The sequence below is a fragment of the Halorubrum rutilum genome, assembly GCF_042665015.1.
Taxonomy (GTDB): Archaea; Halobacteriota; Halobacteria; order Halobacteriales; family Haloferacaceae; genus Halorubrum; species Halorubrum rutilum.
Map to the genome: position 1 here is coordinate 1 of NZ_JBHTBL010000028.1, position 17,843 is coordinate 17,843.

The window sequence follows — 17,843 nt, forward strand, 5'->3', positions numbered from 1 at the left end:
GCCGGGCACGACCATCGTGTTCGCGTTCGTGCCGACGACCTCGAACCCGTGGATCACGTCTCTGGAAGTGACGTAGAAGGTGACGGTGCTGTCCTCGGGCACGACGATCGGGCTCGGCTCGAACCCGAACTGGTAGGCGACGACGTACGCCGCGTACTCGTTCTCGCCGACCCGCTCGACACGCGGCTCGGAGAACCGCTCGTCCTCGTCGAGCGCCTGGGCGTCGACCGTCGGCTCGTCGGCGGCGACCATCGCGACGCCGGGACCCACGGCGCCGTACGTGACCGAGCCAATGAGCAGCAGTATCAGCAGGATCGACGCCGCGAGCCAGAGCTTCTCGTAGGCGTGAATGTGCATTCGTGGTCACCCCACGACGACGAGGTCCCGCCCGAGGAACTCGATGTAGTAGATGTACACCCACGCCAGCAGCAGGATGACGAAGTAGATCCCGATGAGCGTAAGTGTCCCGATTGGATCAAACTCTTTGTCAGATCCAATGGTCTCTGTGACCCCGTTCTCAACCTCATTTTGGGCCATGAACTCGCTATCACATATGAGGGTAAATATTGTAGATATGTTTGCAGCTAGTGGGAATATTAGTGCTACCTGACATAACTCAAGAAGAACAATTTTCGAAGTGTTCTGTTTAACACACTGCTTACTTCTCATATGGTCTCCATGTTTTCTTTTTATTTTCTCCTCCGCTTGCTTGTTTCACTTGAATCGTAATTCGACCATCACCACTCAGAGAAACCGAAACACGTTCGATATTTCGCTCATATTGACTACACCGTCCATTTTCAGAGTCAACCGCAAGGTGTTCTTTTACCAGACCCGAATTACTGAGTCGGTCTAATTTCCGGTACACGGTTGAGGTTGAGAGATCGCATTCATCAACGAGTTCGGCGGCGGTCATTGGCTTATTGAGCGCAGATAAGATCTTCCGGTTCGTTTCGACGCTCAGTGCGTTGAGGATCTGCTCAATCGACTGTGAGTCTTCAGACTCAGCGTCGAAACTGCTCATTTTGTCCATCTCAACGTGTGTGTGCCAACATCTGTCCTTCCGCTCGCGTCATTACCCCAGTGGCAGGTGTTTCGCATCAACATAAGTTGCGAGCCAATCGGCTAATGTGTCTACTTGTCGTAGGACAACTATCTACCCCGACCCTCCAGACGAAATCTATTATGGCCTGTGACCGAAGTCCAAAACTGTCTCAATCAGATGGCTCTGGCTCTGTTGGAACCCTATTTCTCAGACCGATTTACACCTGAAACAGCCAGTGGATAAGAGCTGCGTACTGTGCAATAAGGATTTGATTATTGAGCGCCGGGTGCTTGCCAGCCACTCGGAACGTACTGTTCAAAACCGGGAGTGTGCGACGGTCCAAATGGTCGGAAAACTCGTTCGTTCGCTATTCTATACCCATCGATAACGTTCTGCCCCGGCCCAGTGACGTAGCCGACAAAGGCCATTGCCAGCGCATATTCAGTATCGTGGCGGGCGGGATTCACGGGGATGATACCGTATTCGTTTCGGAGCAACAGTGGAGGGTCCTCGATACCATAGGAGACGTGGGGCACTAGCGTATCCTTGGCGACATTAAGGAAGGTTCCACGTTCAGTCAACGTGTACGCTCCCGTCTGTCCGGCCATGATGAGTGTGCTTCCCATCCCTTGACCAGTTTCGCTATACCATGTCCCCTCGGGGTCGATTCCCGCTTCGTTCCACAGCTGGCGTTCGCGGAGATGGGTCCCAGAGCGATCACCTCGTGACAAGAACGTGGCCTCGGAATTAGCGATAGCTTCGAACGCCTCAATCGGTCCGTTTCCGGCGATGTTGGCAGGGTCCTCAGCTGGTCCAACGACCAGAAAGTCGTTCATCATAACCGAACGCCGGTTGATACCGTGTCCTTCGCGAAGGAATGTGTCCTCCAGCTGACGAGCGTGAACAAAGACGAGATCACAATCTCCATTTTCGGCGGTTCGAAGCGCTCCGCCGGTACCTTGGACGATTGGTTCGACAGTTGTCCCGAACTGTTCTTCGAACCCCGGGAGTAGCGCATCGATCAATCCGCTATCGTATGTTGTCGTCGTCGTTGCAAGCGTCAACGGTGCTTCGGGCAGGGATTCCCCACTGGGTGACGATACACTCCCGACGCAGCCAGTAAGAGAAAGAGTTCCACCGCCACCGAATAGCTGGATATATCGACGACGGTCCACGGAATATGATACTATCTCAAATTACAAAAATACCTGTGTGTAACTTGTTCTAGTTTCTTTTGGGAGAGTACTGTTTTACCACTGGGATGCGCGATTGGTATCTTGAACTGTCCGAGATTGAGTCAGAATATATCACTTGCTGAGGATTTCAATGGAGCTATGGCTCTTTAAAAACTCTGCAGTGAGTAGCATAGAGAACATTCCCCCTAACTCAGTCTCCAACCTCGATCGGGACCCCAATCATATTCCCCCATTCAGTCCACGAACCATCATAGTTCTGCACGTGCTCATACCCAAGCAGTTCTTCCAGCACGAACCACGTAACTGATGATCGTTCACCAATCCGACAGTAGACGATCACCTCGTCATCAGGATAGATTCCGTGCGACTCGTACACGTTTCTGAGTTCGCTGGGGGGTTTGAATCGGCCATCAGGGCGGATGTTCTTAGCCCAAAAGATGTTCGTTGCTCCAGGAATGTGGCCGCCACGCATTGCCCCCTCGTTAATTCCGGGTGGTTTTGTAATGTCGCCGCGGAATTCCTCTGGTAGACGCACGTCGATAAATGCGGTTTCGGTATTGAGTGCGTCTCGTACCTCTTCACGATAGGCTCGAATTTTTGGATTGGTCGGTGGATTAAGAGTCCTGCCGTACTCCACAGGTGGTGGATCGACCGGCTCTGTTGTGGTTGGATAATCGTAATCTATCCAGTACTCGCGGCCACCATCCATAATTCGAACGTCTGGATGGCCGTAGTAGGAGAGTTGCCAGTAGAGGTGGGTTGCGAACCAGTTCGAGTTATCACCGTAGACGACGATAGTCGTTTCTTCAGTAATCCCGTGTGATCCGAGGAATGAACGCATCTCATCGGGACCGAGAATATCATGTGACTCCGCTGATCGGAGGTCGGTTTGCCAGTCAATGCCAACGGCACCCGGTGCATGGCCCGTGTCGTAGAACGCAGTATTAACATCGACTTCGAGCAGCCGGAGGTCAGAATCGGTAGCACCAAACTGATCGAGTCGTGCGTCAACCCAGTCAGGGCTGACTAGCACGTCTGTTGGGTACTGTGTCGCCGTCGATGCGTCGGTCTGCGTGTGCTCACCGCTCTCTGATGGGTTTTCAGGCGTCATGGTTGCTGCTCTGCGAATCGCTTCGCCAGTTCTGCGGTCGCTCGTCGGAGCCGATACGACACGGTGGATCGGGGCAACCCGAGCTCGTCGGCGAGTTCGTCGAGTGTCACTTCCCGCGGCGTCTCGAAGTAGCCACGCTCGACGGCCACGTTCAGAATCTCCCGCTGTTCCGCGCGGATGTCCGCTCGTGAGAGGAGCCCGCTCTCCCAGTGGTCGACCTCAGTCAAGTGCTTGAATGAAAACGATAACCCCTCGCCGAGCTTCGCGGACAGTGTGTCATACAGGAGTCCAATCTTCGAATCGTCCTGTACTAACACGCGCCAACGAACCCTGTCGTCGGTTCGAATCTGCTCGAAGAGGACACCGCCATCGATGTACTTCGCCGCGATGAGCGGGACGGATTCGCAGTAGTCCACGTTCGAGATGTATGTATACGCGACTCTCCGTCGTTGCTCTTCGGTCAACAGGCTTGTCGTTCGGGTCGAGTTACACGCCCGGGCGCTGATCGACTCTCGGTCGACAGACTCGTCTAAGAGGAGCTCATCGACGGCCGCAAGGTCGGTCGGATCGCCCGTCACTGACTCGAGCGTCCACAGCTCCGTCGGATCAAGACACGAGTAGACAGCCTCCGATCGGAGGGACTCGCGATCGATGAACAGGTCGACGTACTCGTCGGCGCCGACGTCATACGTTATCTCGAAGGTGAAATCGTGCATCTGGCAGTGAACTCGGTTGGTAGGGACAGCATCGGTTTGGGACGGCCGCGATATCGGTGACGGAGGGGGTACGTCGTGTCGCGCATCGGTGCTCGATTCGGTTGTCTCTCGACAACACGTCTGATATGGTCTCAACGTACTTACATCGTCTTGTATGGTTCTCTCACTCTCGCCCCGCGAGACGCTGGGTGCGCTCAGAAGCCACCTGCTCATTCCGGCAGTCGTCGCGCTCCTCGCCGGGCTCGGCGGAATCGCCTTCGGGCTTATCCGTAACGACGTCGTCACCGCGCTGGGGGCGCTGTTATTTCTCCCGAGCGCGGTGCTGCTGTTCGGTATTGTCGCCAAACGCCGCGGAGTCGGGCCGTTCGCGCCCTCCACTGAACGAACGGACTGAGACCCGCTGATCCGCCGTCCCGTCGACTGCCGTCCATTTGGCTCATCTCCGCCGAACGCCCGGATATCGCCCGGCAGCGAACGCTGAGACGCGGTGGCGGCCACGCGTACTTCACTGGTCATGTCGCACCTCGGATCCGGACGGTGACAAGTCGGTCGACGTTGTACATGACCACCGCGACCGACGCCAAGATCGTCGCAAAGTAGACGATGAGCTGCGGCGGACCAGACGCGGCCCCACCGAGCGCGGCCCCTACGAAGCCGACGACGAGCAGCTCTGCCCACGTGACCAACACGCGCGAGATCAACAGCGTCCCGACCGTCGACGTCCGCGCCGGTGTTCCGGTCTGCGAGTCATCGCTCATGTCAGTACGCCTCGCCGGCTGTGACCGGCCCACTAAACGCCGAGTACAGGACGGCGAAGTACGTCGCGATCAGCGGAAGTAACAGTGCCGCCCCGATCGACATGAGGTTCAGTGGCAGCATTGAGACGATGGCCCCTCTAATAGTCAGCCCCGCTGCCGGATCGATACTTGGATACATGAGGACCGCGACAACCGCAATCAGCCCGTACGTCAGTCCTGCGGCCGCCACAAGTGCGACCATGTTTGACCCGAGTCGGAGTGCGACACCGTAGCCGACTCCGAGCGCGACAGACGCGGCGACCAATGCGAGTACCGGTGCCGACAGCACCGCGTCAACGCCGGCTGGGAGTTGGACCGCCAAGACTCCAAGGGTCACGATGACCCCGAGGAGATACGCACCGATGGCCCCGAGCCCGATCCACATCACCGTCTTGGGAAGCGCGTCTTGGGTTTTTAATCGGAGAAATGCGGCGCCAGACACGACAGTTAAGGCCGTGACCGTGATCCCGACGACAACTCCGACGACCGTGAACGACCGGGAAGTCCCAACGAGCCAATTCCCCGCGAACGCACCCAGGAGGAACGGCGCTAGGATGCTGCCAGCGACGAAAGATCGCCCCCACCATCGCTGCCAGCGTTCGTCGTGTCGCTGTTCGTACATTTCCGGGGCGAGCCCGCGGAGGATGAGTGCTCCGAGAATGCCGAACATCAGCAGGTAGTGGCGACTGAATAGCCCGGCGTATACCGCCGGAAACGCGGCGAACAGCGCACCGCCAAAGACGACGAGCCACACTTCGTTGCCGTCCCAAAACGGCCCGATTGCCGACAGTACCGCCTCGCGTGCGTCGTCGTCTGTGAGTGTCGCGAAGATCGCACCGGCCCCGAAGTCGAATCCATCGAGGAACAGAAACGTTCCCAACAAGCCGAACACGAGTACGAACCACAGTTCTGGCAGCGGCAGACCGAACAGCGGCCCCGAGGCGAGTGCCTCGACGCTCGTGCTAGTCATCGCCGGGCACCCCCGCAGGCGGAGCGTCGTGATCGCCCGCGGACTCTAGTGTGTCCATGTCTGGCGGGCCACCGCGGATTATGCGGATGACGACGTAGCTGTACAGCGCCAAGATCGCCGTGTAGACGCCGACAAACCCAACGAGCGTGATCAACGCCTCACTTCCGGTAAGCCCGGGCGAGACACCTTCGCTCGTCTTCAGGATGCCTTGGATCACCCACGGCTGGCGGCCCACCTCGGTAACGACCCACCCGAGTTCGACCGCGACGAAACCGAGGAGGCTGGAAGTCATCAGCGCCTTGTGGAGCAGTCCGTCCTCGAATAGCTCACCGGTGTACCACCGGTAGCCGCCCCAGAACGCAAGCAGAATAAACCAAAAGCCCATCCCGACCATCGCGCGGAACGACCAGAAGACGATGGCGACCGGCGGCGCTTCCGTGTCGAACGTGTTCAGACCGCGGATCTCCGCGGTCGCGTCCCCCCCGCTGGCAAGCCACGACGCGCCGCCGGGAATGCCGACCCCGAACAGCTCCTTCGCGCGCGGGTTTGTGAGCTGACTCAGATCCGTCGGGATAGCGAAGATGTATTCGGGAACGTACGACTCGGTGTTCCAGACCGCCTCCATGGCGGCAAACTTCTGCGGCTGTGTCTCATATACATGGCGCGCGTACAGATCACCTTGGAGTACCTGCAGGGGTGCCGTAATCAGTAATGCGACCAGTGCGATCTTGAGCGTCTTGTGCCAAAAGACAATGTTCTTCGTCTTGTTCCCCCAGACATGATGCCGATATATGTAGTACGCTGCGACGCCGGCCATAAATAGGGCCACCGACTCCACCGCAGCGTTCTGCATGTGGACGTACATGTATCCGAAACGCGGATTCAAGTACGCCGCAACTGGGTCAACGAGGTGTACCACCTGTTGGCCATCTTCAGTAACGAGTTCGTAACCGCGCGGCATCTGCATCCACGAGTTCGCGATGAGGATCCAGACAGCTGACAGCCATGTTCCGACTCCGACAGCCAGACTCGAGATCATGTAAAGCCGGTCAGAGACCCGCTCACGGCCGAATACAAAAATACCGAGGAACGTCGCCTCCAGCATGAATGCCATCATCCCCTCAATGGCGAGTGGACCACCGAATAGCTCTCCGGCAGTCGTCGAGAACGCGGCGAAGTTCGTTCCGAACTCGAACTCAAGCACAATTCCAGTTACTGTTCCGACGACGAACGAGACGGCGAAGATCTTGGTCCAGAAGCGACGGAGTTGTTCGTACACCGGATCACCGCCCCGGATATCCTTCCACGTGAAGTAGATGAGGAAGGGAGCTAGTCCCATGCTCATCACCGGAAAAATGATGTGAACGATCGTCGTCAGAGCGAACTGGAACCGGCTTGCGAGTACTGGGTCGATCATTTAGTACGTGGTGATGAGTAGTGTGTTCGTCGCGTTTTTTGAGCCGCTCGGCAGTCGATGTTTCTTATCGCTCTTATGGACTGCTCCCGCATAACGTCGGAGTTGTCATAGGACAAGTCGGAATCGACATCCGGTTTCACACGACAGCGAATTAAGACTGCACGCCCCCCCACGCCGGTTCGATACCGCTACCGGCATCGATCCCAGTATTGACTTTTCACGTGACAGCAGTCGCGTTGATTGTCTTGTGCCAACCGATCCTTTTGGTCCACGAGGTGGGTGGGTTCACATATGGAGACACATCACGCCGTGCTCGCGCTCGTCGTGCTTGTCTCGCTCGTGATGACGGTCCGAGCGGTTATCGCCGGTCTCAGCGGTGACTTCGGAACGGTGGGTCGACAAGTCGGAGTCGGTGGGGTCATCTTTGCGTTCGGCGTGGCGCTGTACCGTAACTGGGACTCTGTCGGCTGAGGTGCAACAGTTGGTTGACGCTCAGCTCCGTTGATATCAGGACTCATCTGCTTCACTTGGTGGCTGCGGAGTCTCAGTAGTAGCACGGTCGTACCGAATTGTGATCAACCACGTCAGACCCTCAACTGGAACAATCCTTTCGACGTGTTTCCTGCGTACTCTGCTGATACGGGTTCAATTCTTTGTGCCGTCTGCCGTCGCAGACTCGTAGTGGTAGTAACCGCCGGTCAGGGTGCGAGCAGGTATCCCGTGCTCTGCCAGCACCCGCGTTGCCATGCAGGAACTCTTCTCGAGCTTGCCGTACACGGGCAGCTCACCGTTTGGGTCCGCGTTAGATAGCGTACACGAGCAGATCAGTCCTCCAGCCCGAAATCCGCGAGCGAATGAGTGTGGTGCCATGCCGCAACGATTTCGTCCGTATCAAACGTGAGGACACCGTCTGTTAGTTCAATTCTAACTGTCCCATCTTCGATGTCCGTATCGTGGAGATGTATCTCTAGCGGCTCTTCAAACTCCGAAACAGCCAGCATTAGTTCACCTTTCTCTCCGAGCTTCGATCGTAGGTCGTCGCTTTCAACTGCCATTACAAATACTTCTTACATTTCGATATTATAAAATCCATTTACTATTTTCACAAACCTATTTTTTAGACAGATTTTTGTCCTTGTTATATTCTCATATAACTAAGTGGCTGTTGTGTATATCTGCCGTCAATTTGCTGCTGTGCTGTGTATGTGCCGGGTTGTCTATTAGACTGCGAGTGTATTAATATTACCAGACTGTAGTTGCACCATCGTGATTAGCACACAACACGCGACTTGATTGGCGCTTTCGCCGTGTTTATTTGTGTGTAATATGTACTATACTCTAACAGAATATACCAATGAGTTCGAATAAGAATTCTACCGAAGAGTCGCCCTCTCTTGCGGGGGTCGTCGTCGGTGCGTTCAGTGTCATCGTCCTGCTTGCCTCTATCGCTTACACCGTTATTTTGAGCGTTGTGAACTGGGCAGCGATCAACCTGCTCGCCTATCCCGTGAACGCAGTCGCTCCCTTTGCGGTGATCAGCGGAGCAATACTAACAATCGCAATTATCGTCCCGACCACGTTAGTTACTGTCAACAAAACTAACTAAAGGTCGATAGTAAATGCACAGCAAGTCGAGAGCACTACCCTTATCGCGCACAGAATACTTCGCGGAGAGTCGAAATCCTCAGTAACGCCTTGACGAGACCTTCGTGTGGTCTCGTGCCGATTCCGTCTAGAACTCCTTCGTGGACTCGTTTCCGGTGTCTTCGTCGTTGTTCTCTCTCTCGCCGTTGAATCGCTCCATGACTGTACATCGGAGGCGGTCAACGAGACCCGAACAGGCACCACACTCTGCGCACGACACCTCCGAACAGGACAGTGACGCGCCACAGCGTGGACACGCCAACCCACGGGCAGGATCGAACTCATACCCACAAGTCGGACAGATCACAGGATCACCTCCAGAGCGGCCGCGGCGAGTCCACCGACGGTGATCGCTGTCACCCAAGAGCCGGCCCACATCAGGAGTGCACTCCGCGCGTCGTGTTCCTTGAGAATCATCGTCATAGTAAGTATACAAGGAACGAACAGCGTGATGACGACCAGCCCGACAAAAGTCTGTGGTGCTCCCAGCGTCAAGTCTGTCATTCCTGCGGCGGCGAAGTCACGTCGAATTAGTCCCAGAACGAGTACCTGTCCGAATGACGCCGGTAACCCTAGTGCGGCGGTCAGCGGCCGGAGCGCTGCTATGATCGCGTCGAGCACGCCAGCGTAGTCAAGCGCCGATACCACCACCGCAGTGCCCGCGAACAAGGGCGCCGCCTCCCTAAGGAACGCGAGCGTCCGATTCGACACTTTACGAGCGACGTTTCGGGGGCGCGGGGCGCGCAAACGTGGGAGTTGCTCGATTAATGCCTCTTGATCGCCGGGGAGTACCCGGTCAAGAAAGACGCCGGCAACCCCGAGGACACCGAGCAGTACAAGCAGATAGCTAGCCCACCAGACGAATCCAAGCCCAGCAAGTAACCCCATAATAACGCCGATCTGTGCAGAACAGGGGATAGCAAGACCCAGTAATGCTGTTGTGATGAGTCGCTCTCGGCGCGACCCGACCATCTGAGTGGAGATGACTGCCATCGTCACACATCCCATACCGACGATCAACGGGACGACCGCGCGACCGTTGAGCCCGATCCGGTTAAGCCCTCTATCGGTCAACACAGCAAGTCGGGGCAGGATGCCGGCGTCTTCAAGAATGCCGATCACGAGGTAGAACGCAGCCACGAGCGGTACTAACACGCCGAGAATGTACTGGACGGTGATCGTCAGCAATCCTAGGTTATCGTTGATAAGCAAGAACTCAACATGAGCGGCCCATTCGGTTGGCGGGAGGATATCCTCGACAACTGTCTTAACAGCGGGATTATAGTATCGGCCGAAGAGTATTTTCTCCGTGTAGCCGACAACCGTCTGTGCAACCACTACTCCCATAAAATAGAAGATCGCGATGAGGAGTCCGGACACAATCGGAATACCCGTCGCCGGCCGCATAAGCAGGTTCTCAAGCCATTTCATAGGGGGTCCCCCAGATGTGGTGGCATGCTCGACCGTCTCAACGATCGATCGAACCCGGGTGCGACGCTCCCGATAGACCGTTTCTCGTTTCTCGATAGCGGCGGGAGAGGTGTCACCCCCATCAGCTACTAGGTTACGGGTGTCGACGCGGCGGGCTGTTGGTTCGTCGCCTTCGATGAGTAGCGTCTTCTCTGCGCGGGTGGCCTTGATGTCGTCAGGAAGCACGTCGTAGTACGAAGCGATGGGCGTTGATGGGGGCGCTGATGCTTCTGAGAGGCGATTCTGCAGTTCGTTAACGCCCGAACCGGTAATGGCGACGGTCGGGATGACCGGGACACCAAGCGCAGTTTCCAGCGCGTCAATATCAAGCTCAAGATTGTCGGCCGCGACCTCGTCCATCATATTCAGCGCGACAACAGTTGGAACACCCATGTCTAACAGTTGTAACGTCAAGAACAGATCTCGGTCTAATTGTGTGGCGTCGACGACGTTTATGACCGCATCTGCGTCGAGAATAACCTCTCTCGTGACTCGCTCCTCTTCGGAAAACGACGAGACGCCGTTGATCCCCGGAGTGTCAGTCAACTCTGTCGACCCCACCGTCACCGAGGTCGTCTTGAGCGTGGTGCCGGGGTAGTTTGAGACATCAACGTACTCTTCTGTGAGCCTTTTGAACAGCGCGCTCTTGCCTGCGTTGGGTGCGCCGACTAGCGCTACAGACGTCTCGGTATTACCAGAGGTGAGGCCCCGCATAAGGCCTTCTCCCGTCATCGCGGTCCCCGGTCACCGTCTGCTCGCTCAACAGTAATTTCCTCGGCGAGCGGTCGGCCGAGCGCCACTTCCATCCCGTGACGCCGAATGACGACCGGGCCATTACGGATCTGTCTATGACACTTGACACGACCGTCGAGAAGGCCCAGTCGCAGCAACCGAGCTCGCGTCTCGTCGTCCGGCACGTCAATCAGGTCAATCCATTCTTCCGAAGGAACGTCCACCAGCGCAGCCGTCATTTAGGTTTACCTAAAATGAGGTGTGCATTGAAGAGTACGGCGAATAATGTAGCATTATATACGTCTACCGGCTACTTCTCAATCGAGAAGTGTACACTCCCGAGTCTTCTTCTGCGACAACAAAAGGAGTCGACGGTGAATATCAATTGGAGCAGCCTGAGATCGAATCCACCACGCACCAACCGGAACCTCGCCGCCGATCGAATCAGTCAGGCCGGTTGCGAATCCAACTTTTTGTAGTCGATGTAGTCTGCCCCACGGAGGTCTTCAAGCAAGTTGATGGCTGCGCGGGCACCCTCTCCGACTGAAGTCGCGATCTGCTGGTGGCCACCAGTGACATCGCCTGCCGCGTACACTCGATCAATTGGCGTCGACTGATCGGGGTCGGTGATGATATCGTCACCATCAACAGGGACACCGAGCATCTCCGCGAGGTCGGTGCCGCCGGCAGTACCTAGTGCGACAAACAGTCCGTCTACTGGCACCTCCTCTCCATTCTGAGTGATGACGGCTTCAAGTACCTCCTCGCCTGTAAGCCTATCCAGGTTGTCAGTAATGACCGGAATGTTTGCCTCAACGACACGCTCTTGGAGGTCTTTATCGGCCTCAAACGGCGATCCGTTGGTGAGGATTCGAACATCATCGGTGTAGTCAAGCAACATCAACGCTTCTGTCGCGGCGTAGTTGTCGTTACCAACGACTGCGACTGGACTGTCGCGATAAAAGTACGCGTCACACTCGACACAGTAGGAGACGCCGTGACCTTCGTATGATTCGACGTCCGCGATTGCTGGCCGTTCGTAGTCCGCTCCGGTCGCGATGATCACACCGTCGACGGTGTACTTGTCAACTGTCGTCTCGACGCAGTATTGCTCCTCATCTGGTTCTATCCGAACCACTTCCTCTTCAACAATTTTAGCACCGTATTTTTGTGCGTGCTTTTGACCCAAATCGACGAGCTCCGGGCCGGTAACGCCTTCTGGGAATCCGAAGACGTTTTCCATGGTGTCTACATCACGGGTCGTTCCGCCACCGTCGTCAAACACGAGCGTTCGCTTGTCGGCACGGGCCGTGTAGATTGCTGCGTTCAACCCAGTCGGTCCACCACCAATAATGGCTACACCGGACATTTGTATTGTAAGATAGTCACTATACTAACTTATACATTCCGGCCCTATACTTATCACATTGTGCGTGGGATCCTGATGTCAAAGAGAACTACTTAGTAGGTATGTTGGCAGAAAGGATGCTTCAACCGGTTTTGACGAACTGAGTTTCGACTAATATAATAATTCATCTAAAAATGCTATCTATAGCTACGGCGACAATCTACTCACTCTCCCGAGCTATCTTGTATATTAGCCGCAAAACTATTATTACGATCCAGCCACAAATTGTGCGTGATGAGCGATCGAGACCAGATCCGACAGGAAAAGATCGAAGAACTACGGAAGCAGGTAGCGAACGACGACAGCACAGCGACTGTTGATGATCGAAATGAACCCATCCACGTTGAGAGCGCAGATCAGTTCAACGACCTCCTCGCAGAAGACGGAGTTGTTCTAGCCGACTTTTATGCCGACTGGTGCGGTCCGTGTCAGATGCTCGAACCGATCGTTGAGGAGCTGGCTGCCGAAACTGACGCTACTGTGGCTAAAATCGATGTCGACCAGTTCCAACAACTAGCACAACAATACCGTGTTCAAGGGGTCCCAACAATGTATCTTTTCGATGGTGGCGAACAGGTTGAACAGATGGTCGGTGTCCGACAGAAAGACGAACTGCGCTCGTTGATCAACCAGTACGCCTGAGCTGACGGGGACTTGAGGATGCACCGCCTCATACATCAATCAGTATGTAAATACTCCCATTACTAACAGACGCTCGTATTCGAGAATCGAACCAGATCAGATATATCTCGACGACGGGTACCAGTTCTGTGGCGATTTTCGACCCGTACAGCGACCGATCGCGGGCTGTGCTTGCCTGGGTTGTCGTATTCGCGGCTATCGTCGGATTCGTCGTTGCCGGAGCGTTCCTTTCCGACCCTGCGGCGACCGCGCCTGACCCCGTCGCGTACGAGGATATCGTCGAACTCGGGCTGTCTACGGAGACGGATTCGCTAATGTCTGATTCCGGCCGAATTCCGCGCGTTCAGGTGTTTTACTCGCAGCTCCAGTACGTCATTGGATACAACGGCGTCGAATCCTTTGTCGATCGACTCGACGAAGGCTACACCGAACGTCGGTTCGGCTATCCGCTCATCGCGTATGTCGAAACTTTTGATGGGACCAAGCCGGGGACGACTGAAACGGGGTTGTTCACAGCAGCCGAATCGAGACCATCGTCGTGGACACCTGCCGAAGAAGCGGTCTACGTTGTCAACAGTGAGGCTCGGACGCCAGCCGGCGAGACGGTTATCCCGTTTTCCTCTCGGGACGCGGCAACAGCGTTCACCGGAAGTCACGGCGGGAAAATCGTTGATTGGGCGGAGCTTCGGACGCGATCGTTCGACGTTGACTCCGGGGCGGTCGCGCGGGCGATGGCACCGGAACGCTGGGAAATGGCAGATAAACGGGTCACATCTGCAGAGCAAACCGCCGACCGCCCTGTCTCGGTCACCGTCGGTGAGGATGCCGGAACAATTTCGGCTGCGGTCGACGCAGCCCCACCGAACACGACTGTCGTCGTGCCGTCTGGATCCTACGAGGAGCAGATCAATGTCACGAAACCCCTCACGATCGCCGGCGAAGGCGCACACGTCAGCGGTGGCGGAAACGGTTCGGTGATCACCGTTCGGGCGCCGAACGTCGCGATCACGGGACTGACGATCGACGGCACCGGTAATCGGACCCGGGATCCCGAAGCGGCTCAACGGCGGGCCAAAGAGGCCGCGCAAGGAAATGAGACGGAGTCGTGGGACACGAACATCCAACTGGGATACGGCTACGGCGACGCCGGGATCCGCGGACTCGGCGCGCCAGGGCTGTTCATAGACGACGTGATGATCGACACGAACGCGAGCGGTGTTCTCCTGCGGGACGGATCAGACGCGGTGCTCCGTGATATCGAGGTCAATGGAACGGCTGAGTGGGATGACGGCTTCATGGGAATCACCGGAATGGAATCGCAAGTAACGGTCACCAACGGGACGTTCACGAACGGTCGTGACGGGATATATCTCCACCGTGCCGACGGGTCAATCGTCAGGAACTCGACGTTCAGACAGAACCGTTACGGTGTCCATCTCATGTACACCGGCGACGCCTTAATCGCGGACAACTCGTTCCGAGACGAGATTTTCGCGGGGATCACGGTAATGACTCGGCCAGCCCGTAACGCGATCGTCGGCAACGACGTGCGTGGCTCAGCGGCCGGGATACAAGCGTCCGGGACGCTAACGTACGTCGGCTACAACACGCTCGCACACAACGATCTGGGCTTTTCCACCAGTTCACGCGGATCATTATACGAGCACAACGTTGTCGTGGAAAATGAAGAGGGCGCGCGAGCGACGACGGTCGTGCCTGCGAGCCGCGTGGTCGCAAACGATTTCGTGGGGAACTACCGCCACGCCGGGGCTGGAGCAGGACCGCTACGCGTGTGGGCCGACGGCGATCGCGGTAACTACTGGGAGGGAGCGAACGCGGGGCTCCACGAGCCGGGCGGGCGTGCCTACCGCCCGACATCGCCGATCGACGCTGCCCTCCACCGGGAACCGGCCGTCGTCACGCTCCGCGAGTCGCCAGCGAACGAACTTCTCGAACGCCTCCGCGGCACCGTCGCGGGGGCGCGTTCTGGCAGTATCATTGATCCGGCACCGGCACCGGAGCCGTACGCTCCCGATCGGGTCGCAGCGGCTACGGACCCAAATGTAACGGCGATTCACACCGATTGGCGGGCGCAGATCAATGACCGCGGCCATGCTGTTCGGCAACTTGACAACCAACCAATGACCGCGGACGACCGAAACGTAACGCGACCGAACTGGGGTACCGAGCCGAACGAGCATGCGGCGGTCGTGGAGGCGTCTCTATGACCGAGCGCTCACCGGCGGAGGGGACGCCCGACTCCGAGTCACCGGTTGAAGGCGCCAAACCCGACCGCGTGGTTGTCGACGACTTCACTCGGACGTATGGCGGCGTGCCGGTGCTCAATTCGGTGTCGCTCGTGTTCGAGCCGGGGCTCACGGCGGTAATCGGGCCGAACGGCTCCGGAAAGTCGACGCTGCTCGGTGCGCTCGCAGGAACTGTTCTCCCGACCACCGGGCAGGTCCAACCGCCGATCGCCGAGGACGGGGGCAGGAAGTCGATCGGTTACCTCCCGCAGCAGGTTCCGTTCCGTGAGGGGTTCACCGCTCGGGAAACGCTCGCGTTCTACGCGCGACTGGTTGATGGAGATCCCGACGCCGCGCTCGCGTCGGTCGGACTGTCGGACGCCGCCGACAAACCGGTTGAGGATCTCTCCGGTGGGATGCAGCGACTTCTCGGTATCGCACAGGCGATGCTGGGCGATCCGCCACTCGTCGTGCTTGACGAACCGGCCAGCGGGCTTGACCCTGGAATGCGTGAGCGGGCGTTCCGGACTGCGGCCACCAACGTGACCGACGGCAAGACGGTCGTTGTGAGTACACACAATCTCGATCTCGTTGATGCCCACGCTGATCGCGTTGTCATGCTCGTCCGCGGACGGGTTGCAGTTGCCGGCGACCTCGACGCCCTCCGCGACGAGTACGACGTCGACACGACCGCGGCGCTGTACGAGGCTGCGGGACGCGACATTACGCTCTTTAGAACCGACGACGACGCGGACCCAGCGAGAAGCGGTGCGGCGGCCGAAGACGAGCGAAACGGGCCCGGGGACGATGGCGACCGCGATGTCCATGTGACGGGGGTGTCCGAACGATGACCGGGGATCTGGGCGTGACTGACGCGTTTGCCGGCGCAGGGACCGTATTCCGACGAGAGCTCGCAACAATCCTGCGCACGTCCGGCTACGGCGTCCTAGGGGTCGGCTTATTTGGTGTGCTCTGGCTTCTGGTCGCCGTCGGCGGCGGTGGCGCGACAGGATTCGTTCCGGCGGTTGTCGACCTCCTCTTGCCGGCCGAGTTGCTGGTGCCGCTACTCGCGGTCGTGCTGGGGTATCGGGCGCTGTTGGCGGACGCGGTCAGCGGGGAATTCGCCGTGATCCGGACGTATCCGATTGGCGTCGTGGGCTACGTCGTCGGTGTCCTGCTTGCACGGCTGGTGGCGTTGGTTGCGGTCGTCGGCCTCCCATTCGCCGTGATCGGCGGCTACGTCTGGTTGACTGCCGCCCCTGACACCGGAATCTTCGCGACCCACGCGGGCGTCGACTCGCCGCTGCTGTACGTCCGCTTTCTCGCACTGATCACGCTGTTCGGGGCGGCGTTCCTCGCGCTGTCGATGTGGGTGTCGGCAGCAGCGACGAGCCGGCGGGGCGCGGCCGCGCTCGCGGTCCTCGCGTTCCTCGTTGGAACGCTCGGCGGCGACCTCGCGCTCATTCAGTCACTGATGGCTGGTGCCGACCCGTCGGCGGTCGCCGGACGAGCCGCGCTCACACCGAATGGAGCCTTCCGCGGACTCGTCTTCGAGACCGTGATTGGGGTTTCGTTCGCGCAGGAGGGGAACGTCGTCGACGTCGGCCGGGCGGTCGGCTCGCTTGCGGGGTGGACGCTCTTCGGAAGCCTCGCTTCGGTCGGAACGCTCGCCTTCCGAGAGCGCATAAGTATCGTAATCGAACGGAGCCGATTCCGGTTCGCGGAGTGAGGACTCCGGTCGCGCGATCGTATTGGCATTCGATTCGTACATTTCTTTCACAGCATCAACGCACCCAATCTTTGTGTGAGGCGAATTCGACGTTCCCACCAGAACGGATATGATCGGGTGAGCGTAAGCATGGATATGAACCGACGCCGCGTCATCGCTGCCGGGATCGGCGGTGCAGTCATCGGACTCGCGGGCTGTCTCAGCGGGAGCGCCTCCGAGGAAGCCCTCCCCGATCCGGTCAATCTTGAGGGAGAGTTCGACACCGACCACGGGATGGCGATCGGGCCCCACGGCGGCGCGAACGGGCAGATCTTCTATCGAGACGCCGAACCGCGAGACGAGGGTAACCCGGCGTGGTTCCACACCCTCGTCCACAGCCTGTTTCCCTACCACTTCGATCGGCTAGACCGCGGCTGGGAGCCGGTCGTCGTCTACGTGACCGACTTCTCGCGCGTCGACTACACCGTGCGGCAGCGTGACGGTGCGCCGCGAATGCCGTCGCCGACGGCACCGGAGACGTTCGCCGACGCGACCGGCCTCGTCTACGTCGCCGAAAGCGACGTGATGGGTGGAATGGGCCCGGCGCTACACCCGTTCTCGGATCAAGAGGAAGCCCAATCGTTTATCGACACCTACGGCGGCCAGATGTTTGACTATGAGGGGCTGTGTTGAATCGCCATACAGCAGCGAGGTAGGCCACTAAATCAAAGGAGTTGAAGC

21 protein-coding genes are annotated in these 17,843 nt (G+C 57.8%); 8 read left to right on the top strand and 13 right to left on the bottom strand.

All coding sequences use genetic code 11. From position 1 onward, the window contains the following. The 6 genes from ACFQMF_RS15770 to ACFQMF_RS15795 all read right to left on the bottom strand — a co-directional run. Window positions 1-357 (bottom strand): cupredoxin domain-containing protein (locus ACFQMF_RS15770; RefSeq protein ID WP_379792327.1); only part of this gene is annotated, 357 nt, incomplete at its 3' end. A 6-nt stretch (window positions 358-363) separates the two neighbouring features. After that, the gene (locus tag ACFQMF_RS15775) at window positions 364-537 is read right to left on the bottom strand and encodes a hypothetical protein (protein ID WP_199242130.1); all 174 of its coding nucleotides are present in this window, start codon (window positions 535-537) and stop codon (window positions 364-366) included. Between the two features lie 121 nt (window positions 538-658). Continuing rightward, window positions 659-1,024, bottom strand: coding sequence for a winged helix-turn-helix domain-containing protein (locus tag ACFQMF_RS15780; protein ID WP_256409813.1), 366 nt, complete (start codon window positions 1,022-1,024; stop codon window positions 659-661). 293 nt (window positions 1,025-1,317) lie between these two features. Next, window positions 1,318-2,220 carry an ABC transporter substrate-binding protein gene (locus ACFQMF_RS15785; RefSeq protein WP_256409814.1) on the bottom strand — a complete coding sequence of 301 codons (903 nt, stop codon included), beginning with the start codon at window positions 2,218-2,220 and terminating at the stop codon, window positions 1,318-1,320. Window positions 2,221-2,431: 211 nt separating this feature from the next. After that, window positions 2,432-3,352 carry a sulfurtransferase gene (locus ACFQMF_RS15790; protein WP_256409815.1) on the bottom strand — a complete coding sequence of 307 codons (921 nt, stop codon included), beginning with the start codon at window positions 3,350-3,352 and terminating at the stop codon, window positions 2,432-2,434. Beyond that, on the bottom strand, window positions 3,349-4,068 hold the full coding sequence (locus ACFQMF_RS15795; protein ID WP_256409816.1) for a helix-turn-helix domain-containing protein: 720 nt from the start codon (window positions 4,066-4,068) through the stop codon (window positions 3,349-3,351). Before ACFQMF_RS15795 ends, ACFQMF_RS15790 begins: the two co-directional genes overlap by 4 nt. A gap of 154 nt (window positions 4,069-4,222) precedes the next feature. On the opposite strand from ACFQMF_RS15795, the gene ACFQMF_RS15800 reads away from it, so the two are divergent. Beyond that, complete coding sequence (locus tag ACFQMF_RS15800; RefSeq protein WP_256409818.1) at window positions 4,223-4,462, top strand: hypothetical protein; 240 nt, start codon at window positions 4,223-4,225, stop codon at window positions 4,460-4,462. A 118-nt stretch (window positions 4,463-4,580) separates the two neighbouring features. Here ACFQMF_RS15800 and ACFQMF_RS15805 read toward each other — a convergent pair whose 3' ends face one another. From ACFQMF_RS15805 to ACFQMF_RS15815, 3 genes are read right to left on the bottom strand one after another with little or no spacing between them, the layout of a single operon-like run. Further along, complete coding sequence (locus ACFQMF_RS15805) at window positions 4,581-4,826, bottom strand: hypothetical protein (protein WP_256409819.1); 246 nt, start codon at window positions 4,824-4,826, stop codon at window positions 4,581-4,583. 1 nt (window position 4,827) lies between these two features. Continuing rightward, window positions 4,828-5,835 carry a cytochrome d ubiquinol oxidase subunit II gene (locus tag ACFQMF_RS15810; RefSeq protein WP_256409820.1) on the bottom strand — a complete coding sequence of 336 codons (1,008 nt, stop codon included), beginning with the start codon at window positions 5,833-5,835 and terminating at the stop codon, window positions 4,828-4,830. Then, complete coding sequence (locus ACFQMF_RS15815) at window positions 5,828-7,252, bottom strand: cytochrome ubiquinol oxidase subunit I (RefSeq protein WP_256409821.1); 1,425 nt, start codon at window positions 7,250-7,252, stop codon at window positions 5,828-5,830. The genes ACFQMF_RS15810 and ACFQMF_RS15815 overlap by 8 nt, the downstream gene beginning before the upstream one ends. Window positions 7,253-7,543: 291 nt before the next feature. Between ACFQMF_RS15815 and ACFQMF_RS15820 the strand changes: the two genes are divergently transcribed. Then, window positions 7,544-7,723 (top strand): DUF8073 family membrane protein, encoded by a 180-nt coding sequence (locus ACFQMF_RS15820; RefSeq protein ID WP_256409822.1) that lies wholly within the window; start codon window positions 7,544-7,546, stop codon window positions 7,721-7,723. Between the two features lie 353 nt (window positions 7,724-8,076). Here ACFQMF_RS15820 and ACFQMF_RS15825 read toward each other — a convergent pair whose 3' ends face one another. Continuing rightward, a complete protein-coding gene (locus ACFQMF_RS15825) occupies window positions 8,077-8,307 on the bottom strand; it encodes a hypothetical protein (protein ID WP_256409823.1) in 231 nt (76 codons plus the stop codon). 299 nt (window positions 8,308-8,606) lie between these two features. Between ACFQMF_RS15825 and ACFQMF_RS15830 the strand changes: the two genes are divergently transcribed. Continuing rightward, entirely contained in the window at window positions 8,607-8,858 is a 252-nt protein-coding gene (locus tag ACFQMF_RS15830) for a hypothetical protein (RefSeq protein WP_256409824.1), read from the top strand. A gap of 341 nt (window positions 8,859-9,199) precedes the next feature. On the opposite strand, the gene feoB is transcribed toward ACFQMF_RS15830, so the two are convergent. The 3 genes from feoB to ACFQMF_RS15845 all read right to left on the bottom strand — a co-directional run bounded on the left by feoB (window position 9,200) and on the right by ACFQMF_RS15845 (window position 12,467). Continuing rightward, window positions 9,200-11,098, bottom strand: a complete 1,899-nt coding sequence (gene feoB, locus ACFQMF_RS15835) for a ferrous iron transport protein B (protein ID WP_256409825.1) — start codon at window positions 11,096-11,098, stop codon at window positions 9,200-9,202. Beyond that, a complete protein-coding gene (locus ACFQMF_RS15840) occupies window positions 11,095-11,337 on the bottom strand; it encodes a FeoA domain-containing protein (protein ID WP_256409826.1) in 243 nt (80 codons plus the stop codon). The genes feoB and ACFQMF_RS15840 overlap by 4 nt, the downstream gene beginning before the upstream one ends. A 209-nt stretch (window positions 11,338-11,546) precedes the next feature. Next, entirely contained in the window at window positions 11,547-12,467 is a 921-nt protein-coding gene (locus ACFQMF_RS15845) for an NAD(P)/FAD-dependent oxidoreductase (RefSeq protein WP_256409827.1), read from the bottom strand. Window positions 12,468-12,740: 273 nt separating this feature from the next. Here ACFQMF_RS15845 and trxA point away from each other — a divergent pair, with 273 nt between their 5' ends. The 5 genes from trxA (at window position 12,741) to ACFQMF_RS15870 (ending at window position 17,795) form a co-directional block, all read left to right on the top strand. Beyond that, a complete protein-coding gene (gene trxA / locus ACFQMF_RS15850) occupies window positions 12,741-13,148 on the top strand; it encodes a thioredoxin (RefSeq protein WP_256409828.1) in 408 nt (135 codons plus the stop codon). Window positions 13,149-13,276: 128 nt separating this feature from the next. Further along, entirely contained in the window at window positions 13,277-15,376 is a 2,100-nt protein-coding gene (locus ACFQMF_RS15855; RefSeq protein ID WP_256409829.1) for a NosD domain-containing protein, read from the top strand. Next, the gene (locus tag ACFQMF_RS15860; protein ID WP_256409830.1) at window positions 15,373-16,245 is read left to right on the top strand and encodes an ABC transporter ATP-binding protein; all 873 of its coding nucleotides are present in this window, start codon (window positions 15,373-15,375) and stop codon (window positions 16,243-16,245) included. Before ACFQMF_RS15855 ends, ACFQMF_RS15860 begins: the two co-directional genes overlap by 4 nt. A 14-nt stretch (window positions 16,246-16,259) precedes the next feature. Continuing rightward, window positions 16,260-17,123: a copper ABC transporter permease gene (locus tag ACFQMF_RS15865; protein WP_379792333.1), complete on the top strand. Its 864-nt coding sequence runs from the start codon at window positions 16,260-16,262 to the stop codon at window positions 17,121-17,123. A 135-nt stretch (window positions 17,124-17,258) separates the two neighbouring features. Continuing rightward, entirely contained in the window at window positions 17,259-17,795 is a 537-nt protein-coding gene (locus ACFQMF_RS15870; protein WP_256409833.1) for a nitrous oxide reductase accessory protein NosL, read from the top strand. Window positions 17,796-17,843: the final 48 nt, after the last annotated feature.